Source organism: Amycolatopsis sp. NPDC051061, assembly GCF_040682935.1.
Classification (GTDB): Bacteria; Actinomycetota; Actinomycetes; order Mycobacteriales; family Pseudonocardiaceae; genus Amycolatopsis.
In genome coordinates this window covers 58,909-77,375 of the sequence record NZ_JBFBBZ010000045.1, presented here as the reverse complement: position 1 = coordinate 77,375, position 18,467 = coordinate 58,909, and the positions used below count along the sequence as shown (strand labels likewise).

13 protein-coding genes are annotated in these 18,467 nt (G+C 69.5%); 5 read left to right on the top strand and 8 right to left on the bottom strand.

The window, feature by feature from the left end; all coding sequences use genetic code 11:
• Nucleotides 1-731: 731 nt before the first annotated feature.
• Nucleotides 732-1,064: a helix-turn-helix domain-containing protein gene (locus AB0N03_RS40920; RefSeq protein ID WP_364384215.1), complete on the bottom strand. Its 333-nt coding sequence runs from the start codon at nt 1,062-1,064 to the stop codon at nt 732-734.
• 787 nt (nt 1,065-1,851) lie between these two features.
• On the opposite strand from AB0N03_RS40920, the gene AB0N03_RS40915 reads away from it, so the two are divergent.
• Nucleotides 1,852-2,112 carry a hypothetical protein gene (locus AB0N03_RS40915; protein WP_364384212.1) on the top strand — a complete coding sequence of 87 codons (261 nt, stop codon included), beginning with the start codon at nt 1,852-1,854 and terminating at the stop codon, nt 2,110-2,112.
• Between the two features lie 164 nt (nt 2,113-2,276).
• Here AB0N03_RS40915 and AB0N03_RS40910 read toward each other — a convergent pair whose 3' ends face one another.
• From AB0N03_RS40910 to AB0N03_RS40880, 7 genes are all read right to left on the bottom strand, one after another.
• A complete protein-coding gene (locus AB0N03_RS40910; RefSeq protein WP_364384209.1) occupies nt 2,277-4,205 on the bottom strand; it encodes a hypothetical protein in 1,929 nt (642 codons plus the stop codon).
• 12 nt (nt 4,206-4,217) lie between these two features.
• Complete coding sequence (locus AB0N03_RS40905) at nt 4,218-5,156, bottom strand: carbohydrate ABC transporter permease (protein WP_364384207.1); 939 nt, start codon at nt 5,154-5,156, stop codon at nt 4,218-4,220.
• Nucleotides 5,146-6,063, bottom strand: coding sequence for a sugar ABC transporter permease (locus AB0N03_RS40900; protein WP_364384204.1), 918 nt, complete (start codon nt 6,061-6,063; stop codon nt 5,146-5,148). The genes AB0N03_RS40905 and AB0N03_RS40900 overlap by 11 nt, the downstream gene beginning before the upstream one ends.
• Entirely contained in the window at nt 6,060-7,412 is a 1,353-nt protein-coding gene (locus AB0N03_RS40895; RefSeq protein ID WP_364384201.1) for a carbohydrate ABC transporter substrate-binding protein, read from the bottom strand. The genes AB0N03_RS40900 and AB0N03_RS40895 overlap by 4 nt, the downstream gene beginning before the upstream one ends.
• A gap of 295 nt (nt 7,413-7,707) precedes the next feature.
• On the bottom strand, nt 7,708-8,268 hold the full coding sequence (locus AB0N03_RS40890) for a DJ-1/PfpI family protein (RefSeq protein ID WP_364384198.1): 561 nt from the start codon (nt 8,266-8,268) through the stop codon (nt 7,708-7,710).
• A 16-nt stretch (nt 8,269-8,284) separates the two neighbouring features.
• Nucleotides 8,285-9,373, bottom strand: coding sequence for an RICIN domain-containing protein (locus tag AB0N03_RS40885; RefSeq protein WP_364384195.1), 1,089 nt, complete (start codon nt 9,371-9,373; stop codon nt 8,285-8,287).
• A gap of 29 nt (nt 9,374-9,402) precedes the next feature.
• Complete coding sequence (locus tag AB0N03_RS40880; RefSeq protein ID WP_364384192.1) at nt 9,403-11,772, bottom strand: ricin-type beta-trefoil lectin domain protein; 2,370 nt, start codon at nt 11,770-11,772, stop codon at nt 9,403-9,405.
• 252 nt (nt 11,773-12,024) lie between these two features.
• Between AB0N03_RS40880 and AB0N03_RS40875 the strand changes: the two genes are divergently transcribed.
• The 4 genes from AB0N03_RS40875 (at nt 12,025) to AB0N03_RS40860 (ending at nt 18,417) form a co-directional block, all read left to right on the top strand.
• Nucleotides 12,025-12,768 carry a FadR/GntR family transcriptional regulator gene (locus AB0N03_RS40875; RefSeq protein WP_364384189.1) on the top strand — a complete coding sequence of 248 codons (744 nt, stop codon included), beginning with the start codon at nt 12,025-12,027 and terminating at the stop codon, nt 12,766-12,768.
• A 242-nt stretch (nt 12,769-13,010) separates the two neighbouring features.
• Complete coding sequence (locus tag AB0N03_RS40870) at nt 13,011-14,183, top strand: ThuA domain-containing protein (RefSeq protein ID WP_364384186.1); 1,173 nt, start codon at nt 13,011-13,013, stop codon at nt 14,181-14,183.
• A 38-nt stretch (nt 14,184-14,221) separates the two neighbouring features.
• Nucleotides 14,222-17,086: a PQQ-dependent sugar dehydrogenase gene (locus AB0N03_RS40865; RefSeq protein ID WP_364384183.1), complete on the top strand. Its 2,865-nt coding sequence runs from the start codon at nt 14,222-14,224 to the stop codon at nt 17,084-17,086.
• On the top strand, nt 17,083-18,417 hold the full coding sequence (locus AB0N03_RS40860; protein WP_364384180.1) for a PHB depolymerase family esterase: 1,335 nt from the start codon (nt 17,083-17,085) through the stop codon (nt 18,415-18,417). The genes AB0N03_RS40865 and AB0N03_RS40860 overlap by 4 nt, the downstream gene beginning before the upstream one ends.
• The last annotated feature ends 50 nt before the right edge of the window (nt 18,418-18,467 follow it).

The window sequence follows — 18,467 nt, the reverse complement described above, 5'->3', positions numbered from 1 at the left end:
GCGGCCCGCCGCGGGTGCAGGCGGGCGTGATCTCGAATTCGATTCCTGACCGCTCATCGGCACGGGCGTGTGTCGCGGCCCTGAGGTGGCCGCGGTGTCTGGAGATGTGTGGCTGGATGAGGTGAAGTCCGGTCTCCGTGGTGTGTTTACCTGGCGGGGCGACCGCACGGATCAGCATCGCTATGCCGACGTCGCAGGTTAATGGCGTCAGCCCGACCTGCTCAAGAGTCTCGGTCCCGCGCTGGCGCAGCTGTTCGCGGGCGAGCGACCCACGGTCGCCTGGTCGTTTCCACCGTGATGCCGCAAGTCACAGACCCGATCACCGACCAGTCCGCTACCACCGACCCCCTTGAGACCCGGCGCACGCACCTCGAGGGGCCGGCTACGGGCTTCTGTCGATGCCGGTCACCCCAAGATCCGACCACGCTGTGGCACGAGCTACCTCGAACCACGTTCCGGCCGAAGCGAGCCAAAATCGTCACTGACCGGCCATGACCGGCGCAGAGGGCAGCCGGCGAAGGCCCTCGGGGACGACCCGGCACAGTGTCGGCCGACGAAGCGTTCGCTATTCTCCGCCGCACGTCCCAGGCAGCTGAACGTCAAGCTCGTCGAACTCGCTCACACGCTGACCGAGCGGCACCACGAACTCGACCGCCGAACCGCATCTGCTCCTTTTGCCGCCCCGGCGACGCGCCGGTGAGCCAGTCACCAAGAAGGGTTGGGCGAGGAGATCAGTCGCGGGTGGGGAGTTCGGTGGTGCGGCGCTGGGCTTCGTGGAGCTGGTCTTCAAGGGTGATGATGCGGCAGGCGGCGTCGACGGCGGTGCCGTTGTCGACCAGTTCCCGCGCCCGGGCGGCCAGACGCAGCTGGTGGCGCGAGTACCGGCGATGCCCGCCGGTGGAACGCTGCGGCGTGATCAAGCCGGCCTCGTCGAGGCTGCGCAGGAAGCCTTGCGTGGTGCCGAGCATGTCCGCGGCCCGGCCCATCGTGTAGGCCGGGTACTGCTCGTCGTCGAACTTGTCGGCCGCACTCGGTGTGGCCGGTCCTGGTTGGTCAGGAATCATTCCACCTCCACATCACAAAGGACCCCGGGTGCCGCGCGCGGCACCCGGGGTCCTCAAGGGTTGGGTTTCACCATTGTCAACCGGCGCGACCGCCGGCTTACTGCACCCGCGTCCGGCCGAAAACCGGATGACGCGGGGATCGCTGACTCGTGACCGAGCACCACCTCCGAACTCGATGGGACTACGGCACCCGCGCGGCGCTACTTCCCGGCCGCTGCGGGCGATCCAATGATGTTCCCGATCCCTTCTTTCCGGTGTATTCCACTTTCTCGGTCCTGCCACTTCACCTGCTGCGGACGTCACTGCCGGAACCCTTCCACTGATCGGTCCCAGCACGCTGACGCCGCTGGCCACTGCCCGGAGCCCCTTCACCGATCGGCCCCGGCCACCTGACCGGTCCTGCCACTGCACTTGCACACGACAACTACGAGTACTGCTGAATCTTCGACTACCTACCGATATCACTGAGATCCACAGGCGCACACGCTCCGCCCGCGCCCTGCACTACTGCCCCCGGGGCCGGTACTACCTGGTCGAACCTTCTTCACAGCTCGGCCCTGGGTTGCTGCTCCCGGTCACCAGCCGAAACCTTGTTCCGTGATCGGCTCCGCGCTGCCTGACCGTCATGTCTCACCTCGCGGGTAGTTACGTCCTCTCCCGCGCCTGCTTGACGTTGTCTCTCTCGCTACGACCAGAACACTACACACACCCATCGTTGAATGTCTACTTCAGCCGACATAGATTTTCTGGGACGTGTCGGGGCGACGGTGAGAAGAGGTGCACGACCGTGAGCGACGAGGTAGGGCGGGATCCACTCAGTGAGCGTTACGGCCTGGCCCAGGTCGGCGATCTCGGGGAGTACGTCCAGGCGCTGACGCGGTTGCTGGAGCAGGGGCGGCGGGAGCGGCGCGTGGCGTTGCTGTCGGAAGCCGAGGCCTACGCGGCGGCGGAGCTGCTCGGGCAGTACGCCCAGCGCGATCCGACCGCCGCGTTGAACCAGCTGGCCGCGTCCCTGGCCAGCCGGCTCTACAGCCGCCTCGGCGCCTGACCTCCGACCACGAACGACGCCACGCACGGGACCGGCGGAGACGAGAGATGGTCAAGTCGGGCGGAGGGGTTCCCGAGGAAGATCCGACCGCGGGCACGGACGGCTCGCAGAGGCCTGGCAGTACGAGATGATCGTGGCGACCCGAGTCCCGAGCGTCGTCCGCTTCACGGGGCACCTGCGGCGGTCTGCTCGTCGAACGGGGTGGCGTAGGACGGGGTGCGGGCACGCAGGGCCAACCGCAAGGTCAAGCGGATACGGGTGGAGCGGGGCAGCTCCACCCGCAGCCACGGGCCCTCGACGGCGATCGACGCCGACGTCACGGCCGGCTCGCCGTGGCCGTAGTCGTAGAGATCGCCGATCCACGACGGGTCGTCGCAGACGCTGTGGCCCGCGGTGCGGATGTGGTGTTCGGCGAACGCCCCGGCCTGCACGATCACCGACCGCGGTGTCTGCGGGTCGAGGTTGACCAGCTCGAGTACGGTCGCGTCCGGGTCGATGCTCGAAACCAGTGCCGAGACCATCGGCGGCAGACCCGGGCGCCGCGCCTGCGCGTCGTAGTAGCGCACGCGGGCCTGCTGCAGACCGCCGTTGTAGACGACCTGCGGGCCGCCCCAGGTGAGCTGGACCAGCGCCTCGGTGACCACCGGGTTGGACTGCTGCCAGAGGTGGATGTCGGCTTCGGGAACGTCCTGGTCGCGGTAACGCTCCATGCGGGTCAGCCGGTGCCGCACCTGCGCCTGCGCGGCGGCCAGGATCCGCTCCGGGTAGCCGGGGTCGTCGCCGGCGAGGTAGGCGAACCAGGGCTCTTCGTGCCCGGCCTCCTCCTTGCTGCGGAAAGGCCGCACGGTGCGCCAGTCGTAACCACTGGCGGCGCGCAGCCGCTCGATGCGCTCCCGGTCGCCGGTCGAGGCGGAGTGGTGCCACAACGCGGTCGGGACGCCCATCAGCATCGGGTTGTAGTCGAACCACCCGCGGTCGTCGTAGCGGTAGGGAACGTGCAGCGTCGGTGTGTGCACGTCTTCGCGCAGCTGGACCGACCACTTGGACTCGAGACTGGAGTCCGCTTCGGTGAAGGCCATCACCTTGCCCTGGGCGATGATCTCGTCCAGCACCGGGCGCACCAGGTCGGTGAAGGTGTCGTCGCCAGTGGCGAGCGCGGCCGCCAGCGCGCCGACGACGGCGGCGTGCCCGACGCTGTACCAGCCGTGCGGCCACGACCAGCCGTAGTGCCCGCCGTACCAGCGGCCCTCCAGCAGTCCGCCCACCGTGCCGTCGGGAGCGACGTTGTCGGGCAGGATGCCGCCGTTGGCGGCCGCGCGCTCACGCCAGGCGCCCACGTACTCGGCCAGCCAGTCGCGGTAGCGCCGCTCGCCCGACAGCAGCAGGGCGTTGAGGACGAGCCCGGAGGCCGCGAGGTTGACCGCGGTGTCGCCCACCCCCATGCGCCGGTGCATGTGCTCGCCCAGTCCGGGGTCGTGATCCGGCGGCGACGGCTCGGCGTCCGGCGACAGCCACTCCAGCGGGAAGCCGTACGTCCTGGCTTCCCGGGGCAGCCACGGATAGGAAGCACCGTCGAAGAGTCCGTCGCGCGCCGGGTCGCTGCCGTTGTGGGGGCGCCGGATGATGCGGTGTCCGGGGTCGTAGTTGCCGTGCGCGGGGTCGACGTAGAGCTCCGCGAACCGCACCGCCCGGTCTCGCCACCGGTCAGGTGCGGCCATGCACAGGAAGTACAGCAGCAGCAGGCTTTCGCCTTGGTGGAACCAGTCGTAACCGCGTTCGTACTCGTCGTGCAGCATGCCCAGCTCGGTCAGCTGCCGGGTGACGCCCTCCCAGTGGCGCTCGGACTCGGCGAGCAGGTCGCCGGCGCCGCCGAGCAGGTAGAGCTGGGGCCAGTTGAAGAACGTCTCGTAGAAGTCGTCCACGCCGTCGCGGGTGGTGAGCTCGCCCTCGTACCGCAGCCGTCCGTCCGGGCCGGTGAAGTCGCGGGCGAACCGGCGCCAGGCCTGGTCGAGCAGGTCGAACAGCCCGCGCTGCGCAATCGCCCAGCCCGGCGGTTCGAGCAGGGGGACCGAGGCCGTGATGACGGGATGCATCAGAGTTCTCCATTACTCCTTGGTCGCGCCGGCGAGCATGCCGGTGACCAGGAAACGTTGCGAGAAGAGGAAGACGATGAGCACCGGGGTGATCGCGAGCAGGGTGGCCAGCGCGAGTTCCGGGCGCTGGACCGCGGCGGTGCCGACGGTCGGGTTGAACTGGGGGACGGCGTTCAGCAGGGTGCCCAGCCCGACCTGGACGGGGAACTGGTCGCTTGCCGGGAGCAGGACGTACGGCAGGAAGTAGTTGGTCCAGTTGGCGACGAAGCTGAAGAAACCGACAAGAGCCACGACCGGGGCGGCCAGCGGCAGGGCGATGTGGCGGAACACGCCGAACTGCGAGCAGCCGTCGAGCTTCGCCGCGTCGATCAGGTCCCGGGGCAGCGCGGTGGAGAAGTAGATGTAGGTCAGGTAGACGCCGAACGGGTAGAACGAGTACGGCAGGATGATCGACCACATCGAGCCGATCAGGTGGACGGCGTTGATCTCCAGGAACAGCGGGACCACCAGGGTGGCGTTCGGCATCAGCATGACCACCAGCGTCGCGACGAGCAGCGTGCGCCGGCCGCGGAACTCGGTCATCGCGAGGGCGTAGCCGGCCGGGATCGCCACGCACAGCGTGATCGCGAGCGCGATGAACGAGTACAGCGCGGAGTTGCCCAGCCACAAGAAGATCGCGTGGTCCCCGAAGGAGGTCAGCGCGGTCCAGTTGTCCCCGAGCGCGCTCCACGAGCCGAACGACAGCGGGTTGCCGTGCACGAGCTGGTCGTCGGTCTTGGTCGCGGCCAGCAGCAGCCACAGCACCGGAAGCACGAAGAAGACCAGGAACAGCGCGAGCACCAGGACCGACAGCGGGTTCGGCAGCTTCCGGGCGCGTCGCCGCGACGAGCCGGCGCGCGTGGCCCGAGCCGGCTCGGCCGCGCGCGGGGGCGTGTGGAGGTCAGTCGGCATCGAAGAACCCCGATCGGGCGACGAACACGCCGGCGACGACCACGCCGATCACCAGCAGCTCCACCGAGATGGCCGCGGCCGTGTTCACGTTGTTGTTCTGGAAGGCGAAGTCGTAGGAGAGCTGGTTGAGGGAGTAGTCACGGCCGGCGACGCCGACGCTCGCCTGCGAGAGCAGCTGCGGTTCGACGAACAGCTGGGTTCCCCCGGCGAAGGCGAGGATCACCATGTAGACGATCCACTTGCGCAGCAAGGGGATCTGGATGCGCCACGCCGTCTGCCATGCGCCCGCGCCGTCGATCCGCGCCGCCTCCAGCAGGTCGGGGGAGATGTTGTTCAACGCGCCGTACAGCACGACGATCCAGCCGCCGGCCCCGGTCCAGAACGCGATCATGGTGAACAGGGCCGGCAGGTGGCCGGGCGCGACGACCTGGCCGAAGGTGTCGAAACCGAACGCTTGCAGCAGGAAGCTCACCGGGCTCACCGACGGATCCAGCATGAACAGCCACACCATCACGCTGGCCGCGCCGGCCAGCGCCCCGGGGATGTAGTAGAGGAAGCGCAGGGTGGTGCTGGCCGCACCGGAGGTCAGCCGGTGCAGCAGCAGGGCCAACCCGACCACGAGCACCACCAGCGACACCAGCCAGAACAGCAGGTAGAGCGCCACGTGGCCGATCGCGGAGAGGTACCGGAAGTCACCCGCGGCCTCGACGAAGTTCGACAGGCCGGCGAAGCGGTCGCCCGCGTCGGTGAACGCGAAGTACACCGCGTACACCGTGGGCACGACCCCGAACGCGATCAGCAGGACGACGTAGGCCGCGACGAAGAGGTGCCCGGCCCGGCCCGGCCAGCGCGTCCGTCGCCGGGATGCCGCCCCGGCCGGCCGGGTGACGGTCGGGGCGGTGCTCACTGGCTGACCTCGTACCCGTTGGACTTCGCGTAGTCGGTGATCGCTTTCTGCCAGTCGGGAAGCAGGGAGACGATCGTCTTGCCGGCGGTCTGGCCGGGGGTGACGGTCGCGGCCCAGATCGCCTCCTGGCTGAACTGCCCATAACCCCAGCCCGGCCACACCTGCGCGGCCGCCGCCTGCATCGGTCCGGTGATGTCGCCGGCGTAGTACCCGCTGGCCGTCTGCTTCGCCAGCCAGGACTTCGCCGCGGTCGTGTTCGCCGGGTAGCCCGGTGCGACCTGGCCCTGGTAGTCGGGCGAGGTGGTCACCCAGGTGAGGAAGTCGGTGGCTTCCTTGAGGTTGGCGCTGTGCGCGGACAGCAGCCAGGTGCCACCGCCGACGTTGCCGACCGAAGGAGCCGTCTCGCCGGACCACTGCGGCAGCGGGGCGACGGCGATCTGGCCCTTGGGCGTCTTCAGGGACTCCTGGAAGATCGATCCGCCGAACCAGGACGGCCCCGGCAGCATGGAGATCTTGTCACCGGCGTTCTTGTCGAAGTCCGAGCTGAACACGCTGCTGGTGGACATCGTGCGGTTCTGGACCAGCGTGTCGAGCAGTGCCGCCATCCTGGTGCAGGCCGGGCTCGTGGTGTTGACCTTGACCGCTTTCCGGCCGGTGATCTGGTTGGCGCCGCACTTGCCCGCCCACAGGTAGATCTCCGGGGTGAAGTTGTCCCCCGCCGTGCCGACCAGGTAACCGGGGTGCTCGGCGGCGACGCGTTGACCCAGCGCCTGGTACTCCTCCCAGGTCTTGGGGACCGCGTAGTTCCACTGCTGCATCAGCGAAGCGTTGTACCAGAGCACAGTCTGGGCGAGATCGTTGCGCAGGCAGTAGAGCGTGCCGTCCACTGTGCACGGGTCGTTCGCGCCGGGGGCCCACCCGCTCAGCGTGGCGTCGGGAATCAGGCCCTTGTTCAGGGGCGCGGTGAAGCCGGCTTGCACCGCCCAGGAGACCTCGTTGTTCTGGGTGCTGAACACCACGTCCGGCCAGCCGCTGCGGGTGCGGTTGAACAGGCTCACCTTGGTCTGCAGGTAGTTCGAGCCGTTGGCGTCGCCGTCATAGGTGACGATGTTCAGCTTCGCCGACGGGTGTTGCTTCTGGTACAGCTGCGCGGCGGGCAGCCGGGTCGAGTCGACCCACACGGTGAGCGGTCCGCCGGTCTGCTGCACCGGCTGGAACTCGTTCTGGGCGCTGGTGCCGCTGCCGCCGTTTCCGCAGGCCGTGACCGCGGCGAGGACGGCCGCGAGACCGAGCACCAGCCCTGCGGACCCCCGGCGGCGCTGTACTGATCTCCCGGCTGTGGCTGTCATGAGCTACTCCACTCCATCGTGGGCCCGCAGGTGTACCTATCAGGCAACGGCATGCAGTTATGTGTCCGACACATCTCGCACTGCTGGAGAGGCTGGTCCCCTCGGAAGTCCGACGGGTTGCTGAGCAGGGCGGAGTTCTACGGCCGATGCGTCGGCGGGCCGCCCGTTTCCCACCGGCCTGAGCCTGGTCCCGATGAGTTCCCCGGCCGGCCGGGGAAATCGGTGGCATCGCCCCGTAACCCCGGGTCGGGCGGGCTGGTTCACGGCTGCATCCGCCGATGCGTGCGGGGCCGGCCTAAGCCGGGCTCGCCTTTTCCAGCACCCGGAGGAAAGCGCGGGACCACTCGGGCAGGTCGGGCCACCCGCGGCAGGACACCATCGTGCCGTCGACCACGTCGGGGCCGTCGGCGAACGTGGCGCCCGCGTGTTCCATGTCCGCCTTCAGCGGGGGGAACGCGGCCGTGGTGCGGCCGCGGAGGAGGCCCAGTGCGGCCGGTACCTGCGGGCCGTGGCAGATCGTGCCGACCGGGAGCTCGCGCTCGAAGAAGTGCGTGACGATGCGGGCCACGTCCGGGTTCGTCCGGATGTACTCCGGGGCCCGCCCGCCGGGGATCACGAGCGCGTCGAAATCGCCCGGATCCACGTCGGCGAACGCCAGGTCGACGGGGAGCAGGTGGCCCGGTTTCTCGGTGTAGGCGTCCCACCCGGGTTCGAAGTCGTGGACCACCAGGTGCACCGGGCGTGTTGCCGGGGCGGCCACGACCGCCTCGTGGCCGCCTTCGCGCAGGCGGAAGATCGGGTACATCGAGTCGAGTTCCTCGGCGGCGTCGCCGGTCAGGACCAGCACTCGTGCCATGGTCGCTCCTCATCGGTCAGCGCAGCGTCCACTGCTGGTTCGCCTGCCCGCTGCAGGCCCACAAGATCAGCTCGGTGCCGTTCGCGGTGCCCTGTCCGTTCGCGTCGAGGCAGAGGTTCGACTGGACCCCGGTGATCGTGCCGTTCGTGGTGACGGTCCACTGCTGGTTGGCCTGGCCGTGGCAGTCCCAGACGATCACCGGGGTGCCGTCGGCCGTGCCGTGGCCGGAAGCATCGAGACACTTGCCTCCGCCGACGGTCAGCGTCTGGCCGGCCGGGGTCCACGCCTGGCCGGTCTGCCCGCCACAGTCCTGCAGCCGCACCTGGGTGCCGTTGGCCGCGCTCGCGGCGTCCAGACAGCGGCCCGACTGCGTCCCGACGATCTGTCGCGCCGAGGACGTCCCCGGGGTGCCGATGCTCCCGGGAACGGACTGCAGCGCGCCGAACCAGGTGGCGGCCATCTTGTCGTAACCGCCGGCCGTCGGGTGGACACCGTCGATCAGGTCGCCGGTGGTCACCGCGGCGTGCATGTCCACCAGGTGCACGTGCTTTCCGGCGTTCTGATCGGTCCGCACGATGCCGGGGATCGCGGAGTTGAACGTGCGGGCGGCGGACTCCTGGCCGGCGTTGGCGAGCGGGATGATCGTCGCGACGAAGACCTCGGCGTCCGGTGCCGTCGCGGTGATGTGGTCGATCAGGCCGGACAGCCGGGCGGGCGCGCGGCCGACGTCGTAGTTCTGCAGGATGTCGTTGGTGCCGAGGTGCAGCAGGACCGTGTGCGGGGTCGTGGCTCGCAGCCAGGTGACGACGTTCGTGTCGACCTGGTCGATGCGCCAGCCCGGGTGGCCCTCGTGGTCGTGGTCGCCGAGGGCGGCCGGGCCGTTGTACTGCGAGCCGGTGAAGTCGACCCGGTAGCGGCCCGCGGTCAGGCGCTGCCAGAGCCCGATCCGGTACCCGCCGGGGACCTGCGTGCCTTCGGTGATTGAGTCGCCCAGCGGCATGACCCGGACCCCGCCGTTGGATTCGGCGGCCGCCGGGGTGTCCGGCAGGAGGGCGCCGGTGACCAGGAGCGCCGCGGCGGCGAACCGGCTGAGTCGTGTTCTCATGGTTCCTCCTCGATGAGCGGGGGGATCGGTCAGCCGAAGGTCCACTTCTGGTTGGCCTGGCCGGTGCACGTCCAGAGCCGGACGGCGGTGCCGTTGGCCGTGCCGCTGTCGGTCACGTCCAGGCACAGTCCGGATTGGACACCGGTGACGGTGCCGGCCGAGGTGACCTGCCAGCGCTGGTTGGCTCCGCCGTTGCAGGTCCAGACGACGACCTTGGTGCCCGGAGAGGTGCCCTGGCCGGAGGCGTCGAGGCACCGCGTGCTGTCGCCGCTGTAGACGGTCAGCTCACCCGCGGTGGTCCGGGTCCAGGACTGGTTGGTACCGCCGTGGCAGTCCCAGATCTGTGCTTGGGCGCCGGGAGTGGTGCTGCCGCCGTTGACGTCCAGGCACTTGCCCGCGCCGGCCGCGCGCACCGGGCCCGCGGCCGGGCCGGTGCCGCCCGGGCCGGCGGCGGTGATGACCTGCTGGGCGCCCGAGGGCCAGTTGGTCCCGCTCACCTGGACGTTCCCGCTCAGGACGTTGTTGTGCGGCGACCCGGTGGCCACGTTGGTCGCGCCGCCGTTGTACCAGTTGCCGCTGAAGGTGCTGTCGTTGGTGTTGTTGCTGCCACTCGCATTGGTGAAGGCCCACACCCCCGAGTCCTGGATCACGTTGGCCGACAGGGAAACGTAGCGAGAGCCTTCGTCCAGGTACAGGCCGACCGTGCGGTTGTTGTCATAGACATGGTTGTGGTCGATGGAGCTGCCCGGGTTGGCGGAGAGGTTGTAGAGGCTCCCGCCGTCGTGCATGAGTTTTTTCGTTCCGTGCACCCGGTTGTAACTGACGACTGTGTCCCGCAGCGTCGTCGGCGTGGTGTACACCGGCTGGTAGTTGTAGAGGCCGCGGTTGCGGTAGTCCTGGCTGCCGCCGGGGTCGTTGGCGCCCCAGCCCCAGCCGACGTCGATGCCGTCGTAGGTCAGGTTCGACACGTCGTTGTGCGTGATCACGGCGTGGGTGACGTAGGTCGACAGGATGCCGGCCATCTCCCGGTAGTCCAGCGCGACCCGGTTCACCGTGTTGGCGGACAGCGTGATGTCGCGGTTGGTCATCGCCGCGTTCGCCGGGTGGTGCGCGTCCGGCCGCACGCCGCCGACAACGATGCCCGCGCCCGAGTCCTCGGTGAAGGTGTTGTGGTCCACGGTGATCGACGACGTCCCGAGGCCGACCCCGGAGGCGTGGGCGTTCGCGTCGTTGCCGATGCCCAGCGCCACCTGGCCGAGGTGGGTGAAGGTGTTGCCGCTGAACGTGATCCCGGTGGCGGCCGAGACCTGGACGGCGGCCGGCGCCTGCGCCCAGCCGTTGCGGGCGCCCTCGAACAACGGGCAGCCCGACTGGCACGAGCTCAGGAAGTCGGCCGGCATGGGCGCCGCGGACGGGAGGAACGTGCCGCTCTGCTGGTTGGCGTACCCGACCGACGTGCGCGGCGTGAGCCAGGTCGTGTGCTCGAAGTGCAGACCCTGGAAAGCGAGGCCGCGCACCGGGTTGTCGTAACTGCCGCTGATCTGCAGCAGCGACGTCAACCGCGGCAGTTCGACGTCGTGGCTGCCGGGCGCCCATCCGCCCGGCGCCTTGTAGTAGAGCTTCCCGGCCTGCGGGTCCAGGTACCACTGGCCGGTGTTCTTGAGGAACGAGTACGAGTTCTCGAGGAACAGCTGGCCGCCGCCGAAGGGCTTGGCGAGGGTGTCGTAGCCCCAGTTGTTGTTGTTCCACGCGGGTTGCTGCATGACGATCGAGGTGCCGCTGACGTGGTCGACGGGGGAGTACCGGTCGGTGAACGAGTTCTGGCTCTCCACCTCGATCCGGTTCTGCTGGGGCAGTGTGGCGAGGTAGTTCAGTGCGGAGTTGACGATGGTCATGCCGGACGTGGTGATCTGCACGTCGCCCCGGGAGATCGGGACCGACGCGCGCGGGGCGAGGGCGCCGTCCACGAACAGCTGCCGGGAGTCGGCGCCCGGCGGCACGGACGCCACCCAGATGTTCTGGCCCGCGTCCTGCACCGTCCAGCCGGTGACCTGCGTGCCGCCGGACAGGATCGGCGTCTGGCCGGGCGCGGCCTGCCAGGTGACGGTGTGGCCGTTCTTCCCGGAGTCGGCGCTGGTGAAGGTCAGCGGGGCGGAGAGCCGGTAGGTGCCGCCGGCGAGCTGCACGACGACGTCGTCGGCGGCCGACTGCGCGCGGGCCAGCTGCTGGGCCCGGGCCGGGGTGGCGACCGGCTGGTCGAGGGTGCCGGGGTCGGCATCGTTGCCGGTGGGCGCCACGGCGATGGTGACGGTCGCGGCGTGGGCGGGCGGCGCGGCGAGCGCGGTCACCACGAGGGCGGTGGCGAGCGCGGCGGCCACGGATCCGGTGCGCGGCGGCATGGCGGGTACCTCTCCGGGGGATGGGTCATCGGTGTCGAACGACGGGCGGAGGCGATGAGTGCGCCGATGTGTATGACTCATTCGAAGCCGGAAGCCCGCCAGCGTCAAGAGATGAGCCCGCGTATCGCCCTCGTTCGACGGGTTCGACTGCGGGAACGCATGTAAGTTTCATGCTGGTTCCGCTGCTGTTGACCGGATAGCGGGGCTGCGAGGTAAGGTCACGGCCGGCGCCCAGTGAGTCATACTCATCGGGTGACCCGTGATGAGGAAGTCGCACCGCCTGTCCCGTACCGGCCCGGCTACGAGGTGGTGGCCGAGCAGATCCTGCAGCTCATCGCCGAGCTGCGGTTGCGGCCCGGTGACCGCATGCCGACCGAGAACGAGCTGGCGGCGCGGATGGGAACCAGCCGGACCGTGGTGCGGGAGGCCGTCAAGATCCTCTCGGCCCTCGGTCGGGTGCGAGCGCACAAGGGACGTGGGCTGTATGTGTCCGACGACGAGGGCATGCTCGGCGCTTCCCGGTGGGGCGGGTTCTTCCTGCCCGCCGACCTCGACCACGTCTACATGCTCTTCGAGTTCCGCCGGATCCAGGAGACCGCGGCCAGCCGGCTCGCGGCGACCAACGCCACGCCGGCAGAGCTGCGCGCGATCGAGGCCGCCGCCGAGACCTGCCGGCACGGTCACCTGAGCGGGCAGAGCGTGCTGTTCGACCGCGGCGACGACGACTTCCACCTCTGTGTCGCGACCGCGTCGCACAACCAGCTCCTCGTCGCGGCCGTGGGCGAAGCCCGCCGCCTGCAACGGCAAACGAACATCATCGGCATGTCCGGCACGGTCGGCGGCCACGCTTCGGACGCGATCGACGAGCACGCCGCCATCTACCGGGCGATCCGTGACGGCGACCCGGACGCGGCGGCCCGGGCGGCCGCCATCCACCTCGACAACACCCTGGAGGACTACCGCCGGGAGATCCAGCGTCGCATCTTCGGCCACTGAGCGCGGGAGTGAATCCCCGGAGTCCGGCTCCGGGTGATCACCCCTGCGCGCAGTCCTCTGTGGACCGGAAGGCGCCGGTGCGGGGAATTCGTTGGAGGTGCGTAAGTTTCACCGGGGACCAACTGCTCATTGACCTTTGCCGCCGCCCACTCCTATCTTGGCTCTTGCGTGTTCAGCCGGTAATCGAATGAATTCGCAGCGCGCACTCCGCGCGCTCCTTCCACTCCTGAAGAGGAGTATCCGTGACGACGCTGTCTCGTACTCTCCGCGCGGCTGTCCTGCTCGCCGCACTGGTCCTGGGGCTCGCGACACCCGTGTCCGCCGCGCCCGCGGCGGCCTTCAAGGTCCTGGTGTTCTCCAAGACCACCGGTTTCCGGCACGACTCCATCCCGCCCGGGATCGCCGCGATCCGGCAGCTGGGTCAGCAGAACGACTTCGCGGTGGACGTCACCGAGGACGACACGAGGTTCACCGACGCCGACCTGGCCCAGTACGCCGCCGTGATCTTCCTGTCCACGACCGGCGACCCGGTCGGCACGCAGGCCGGGAAGGACGCCTTCCGGCGGTACATCCAGCACGGCGGCGGGTTCGCCGGCATCCACGCCGCGTCCGACAGCGGGTACGACTGGGCCTGGTACGGCCAGCTGGTCGGCGCCTACTTCAAGCAGCACCCCGCGCAGCAGAACGCTTTGGTCAAGGTCGAAGACCCGAACCACCCGTCCACGCAAGGGCTGCCCGCCCAGTACACCCACTACGACGAGTGGTACGACTTCCGGACCAATCCGCGCTCGGCCGTCCACGTCCTGACCACTGTGGACGAGTCCAGCTACTCGGGCGCCACGATGGGCGCGGACCACCCCACCACGTGGTGCCACGACTTCGACGGCGGCCGCGCCTGGTACACCGGCATGGGCCACACCATCGAGAGCTTCAGCGAACCGAACTTCCTGCACCTGCTGCTGGGCGGGATCCGGACCGCGGCCGGGGCGGTCCCGGCCGACTGCTCGGTCACCACCACACCGCCGCCGACGGGCAAGCAGCTCGTGGGCGCGCAGTCGGGCCGGTGCGTCGAGGTGCCTGACGCCTCGACGGCGAACGGCACGCAGGTGCAGCTGCGGGACTGCGTGGCGGGCCAGGCGAACCAGGCGTGGACCTACACCGCGGGCAAGCAGCTGACGGTGTACGGGAACAAGTGCCTGGACGCCTCCGGCCGGGGAACGGCCAACGGCACCCCGGTGATCATCTGGGACTGCATCGGCCAACCCAACCAGCAGTGGAATGTTAACGCGAACACGATCACCGGTGTCTCGTCGAACCTCTGCGTGGACGCCTCCGGCCGCGGCACGGCCAACGGCACGAAGATCATCCTGTGGTCCTGCGGCGGGCAGGTCAACCAGCAGTGGTCCCTGCGCTGAACCGTCCGCCCCACCCTTCCGCCTCGAGGAGACTCGTCATGTCGGGATTTTCCGCGCTGCGCCGCGGCGCGCTGGCGGTGGCCGGAGTACTGGCCGCCGCCCTGGTTCCGGTGCTCACCACCCCTGTGGGCCCGGCCGCCGCGGCGGCGCTGCCACCGGACTCGAAGTTCCAGAAGGTCACCCTGCACACCGAGGCGACCAACCCCATGGCGCTGGACGTGGCCCCGGACGGGCGGGTGTTCTACATCGACCGCCTCGGTGACGTGAAGGTCGTCAGACCCAGCGGCACCACCGTCCTCTCGACGCACCTGAACGTGTTCACCGCCAACGAGTCCGGCGGGCTCAACATCGCGGTCGACCCGGGGTTCGCGGCCAACCAGTGGGTGTACGTCTACTACTCGCCGAACAACGCCGGCAACGTCGACCGGCTGAGCCGGTTCACCGTGAACGGCGACACGATCGACCAGTCGACCGAGAAGGTCGTGCTGGACGTGCCGGTGCAGCGCGCCGAATGCTGCCACCACGGCGCGGGACTGGTCATCGACAAGAAGAACGGGAACCTGTGGTTGTCGCTGGGGGACAACACCAACCCCTTCGCCTCGGACGGGTACAGCCCGCTCGACCAACGGTCCGGGCGCGCGTACTGGGACTCCGAACGCACCGCGGGCAGCACCGACAGCCTGTCCGGCAAGGTCCTGCGGATCCACCCGGAAGCCAACGGCACCTACACGATCCCCTCGGGCAACCTGTTCGCGCCCGGAACGGCCAAGACCCGCCCGGAGATCTACACGATGGGTGAGCGCAACCCGTTCCGGATGGGCCTCGACCCGAAGACCGGCTACCCGCTCGTGGCCAACTACGGTCCGGACGCGCCGAACGCCAACGCCAACCGCGGCCCCCAGAACACCGTGGAATGGGACGTCGTCAGCAAGCCCGGCAACGCCGGCTGGCCGTTCTGCGTCGGCCCGAACCTGGCCTACAACCAGTACAACTTCGCCACCGGCGCTTCGGGGGCGAAGTTCGACTGCGCCGGCGGCCCCACCAACAGCTCCCCGAACAACACCGGCCTGACCAAGCTGCCGCCGGCCATCCCGGCCCAGGTGTACTACCACTACCAGGCCGACTCGGCGCACTTCCCGCAGTTGTCCGGCGGCGCGCCGATGGCCGGGCCCGTCTACCGGTTCGACCCGGACCTCGCCTCCACCCGGAAGTGGCCGGTCGACTTCGACGGCCGCGCGGTGTTCGCCGAGTGGAACACCAGCTCGATGTACACCTTCCAGCTCGACTCGGCCGGCACGAACGTCACCTCGATCGACCCGCTGCTGCCGTCGGTCAAGTTCAACCGGCCGATGGACTTCAAGTTCGGCCCGGACGGCGCGCTCTACGTCATCGAGTGGGGCACCGGATACGGCGGCGGCAACGCCGACGCGTCCATCGACCGGGTCGACTACCTCGGCGGCGGCTCGGCCGCACCGGTCGCGAAGGCCGCCGCGGACCACACCAGCGGGCCCGCCCCGCTCACCGTGAACTTCTCCAGCGCCGGCTCGGCCGACCCGGGCGGATCCGCGCTGCGGTACAGCTGGAACTTCGGGGACGGCACCACGTCCACGGCGGCGAACCCCAGCCACACCTACACCGCCGGCAACTACACCGCGGTGCTCACCGTGACGAACTCGGCCGGCGCCACCGGAACCGCGAGTGTCGCCGTCACCGCGGGCAACACGGCACCGACGGTCACCCTCACCACCCCACCGGCCGGCGGGCTGTTCGAGTGGGGCGACAAGGTGAACGTCGCCGTCACGGTCAGCGACCCGGAGGACGGGACGATCGACTGCTCGCAGGTGACCGTCCAGGCCTACCTCGGCCACGACGAGCACGGGCACCCGCTCGACCAGTACCACGGGTGCACCGCACAGGTGCAGACCACGCTCTCCTCGGGACACAGCGAAAACGACAACATCTTCTACGTCATCGAAGCGTCCTACACCGACAAGGGCGGAGCCGGGGGAGCCGGCCCGATCACCGGCCGGTCCCAGGTGATCCTGCAGCCGAAGATGAAGCAGGCCGAGTTCTTCAGCGCCACCGGCCGCACCGCCGACGGGAAGGGCACCGACACCGCGGGCGTCGACGTGGAAGCCGCGACGGACCCCATGGGCGGCGGCAGCAGCGCGGCGTTCGTCCAGGACGGCGACTGGTGGTCCTTCGATCCGATCGCCCTCGACAACATCACCGGCTTGGGCATCCGGGCGTCGTCGGGCGGCTCCGGCGGCACGCTCGAAGTGCGCCGCAACGCGCCGGACGGCGCTCTGGTCGCCTCGGTGCCGATCACCGGGACCGGGGGCTGGCAGAACTGGCAGGACTTCACCGCCGCCCTGTCGAACCCGCCCACCGGCACGGGAAAGCTCTACTTCGTGGCCCACAACCCCGCCGGACAGAGCGGAGCCGCCTACCTGTTCAACGTCAACTGGGTCCACTTCACCGGCTCGGGCGTCGGCCAGCCGGGCACCCCGCCGTCGGGCAAGCAGATCGTGGGGACGCCGTCCGGCCGGTGCGTGGAGGTGCCGAACTCGGCGACGGCCAACGGGACCCAGGTGCAGCTGCGGGACTGCGGAAGCCAGGCCGGCAACCAGCAGTGGACCTACACCAGCGGCAAGCAGCTGATGGTCTACGGGAACAAGTGCCTGGACGCGTCCGGTCAGGGCACGGCCAACGGCACCCAGGTGATCATCTGGGACTGCCACAGCCAGGTGAACCAGCAGTGGAACGTCAACGCGAACGGCACGATCTCCGGCGTCCAGTCGGGGCTGTGCGTGGACGCGAACGCGCAAGGCACGGCCAACGGCACGAAGGTCATCCTCTGGTCCTGCGGTGGCCAGGCCAACCAGCAGTGGAGCCTGCGATGAAACGTCTGCTCGCGTTCCTCCTCCTGCTGCCCCTCGCCGTCACCGGGGTCTTCCTGACCGCCCGTCCGGCCGAGGCCGCCACGTTGACCCGCGTCACCGGCTTCGGCGCCAACCCGACCAACCTCGGCATGTACCTGTACGTGCCGGACAACGTGGCGCCCAAGCCGGCGCTGCTCGTGCTGGTGCACTACTGCGGTGGTTCGGCGGGCGCGATCTTCACCGGCAACGGGCACGACTACGCGACGGCGGCCGACCGCTACGGCTACCTCGTCGTCGTGCCCGAGGCGACCCGTGACGGGCACTGCTTCGACGTGTCCACGAAAGCGGGCTTGACCCGTGACGGCGGCAGCGACTCCACCGGCGTCATGGCGATGGTGGCGTGGACCCGCCAGCACTACAACGTCGACCCCGGCCGGATCGTGGTCAGTGGCTTCTCCTCGGGCGCCATGATGACGAACGTCCTGGCCGCGGAGTACCCGGACGTGTTCTCCGCCGGATCCGCGTTTTCCGGTGTGCCCGCCGGCTGTTTCGCGACCACCGACGGTTCGCTCTGGAACAGCCAGTGCGCCGGCGGGAGCGTCGTCAAGTCCGCGCAGCAGTGGGCCGATCAGGCCCACGCGATGTACCCCGGCGGCTACTCGGGCACCTACCCGCGGATGCAGCTGTGGCACGGGAACCAGGATACCACCCTGGCGTATCCGAACTACGGCGAAGAGATCAAGCAGTGGACCGCCCTGCGCGGGCTGAGCCAGACGCCGACGGTCACCGACCACCCACAGTCGTCCTGGACCCGGAACCGCTACGGCGGCACCGGCACCCAGGCCGGCGTCGAAGGCATCACGATCGCGGGTACCGGCCACACGCTGCCGCAGGCCGGGATGATCGCCTACGCCATTTCCTTCCTCGGCCTCGACAGCGGGGGCGGTGGGACGACCGCCGGCGGTCCGGTGCGCTCGGTGGCCGCGGGCCGGTGCCTGGACGTGCCGGGCCAGTCGAGCACGCAAGGCACGCGAACCCAGCTCTGGGACTGCCACGGCGGCACTAACCAGACCTGGACGACCACCGCGGCCGGGGAACTGACCGTCTACTCCGGCGACACCCTCCGCTGCCTGGACGCCGAAGGCGGCGGGACCACTTCGGGCACGGCCGCCATCATCTGGGCGTGCCACGGCGGGGCCAACCAGAAGTGGCGGACCAACTCCGACGGCACCGTCACCTCGGCACAGTCGGGACTCTGCCTGGAACTCGCCGCGGGCTCGACCGCCAACGGCACCGCCGTGCGGCTCGGCACTTGCCACCAAGGCACCGCCCAGTCATGGACCCGGAACTGACCGACGTTCCACCCCAACCCTGGAGAACAACGATGCTCGAAGACCAGAGG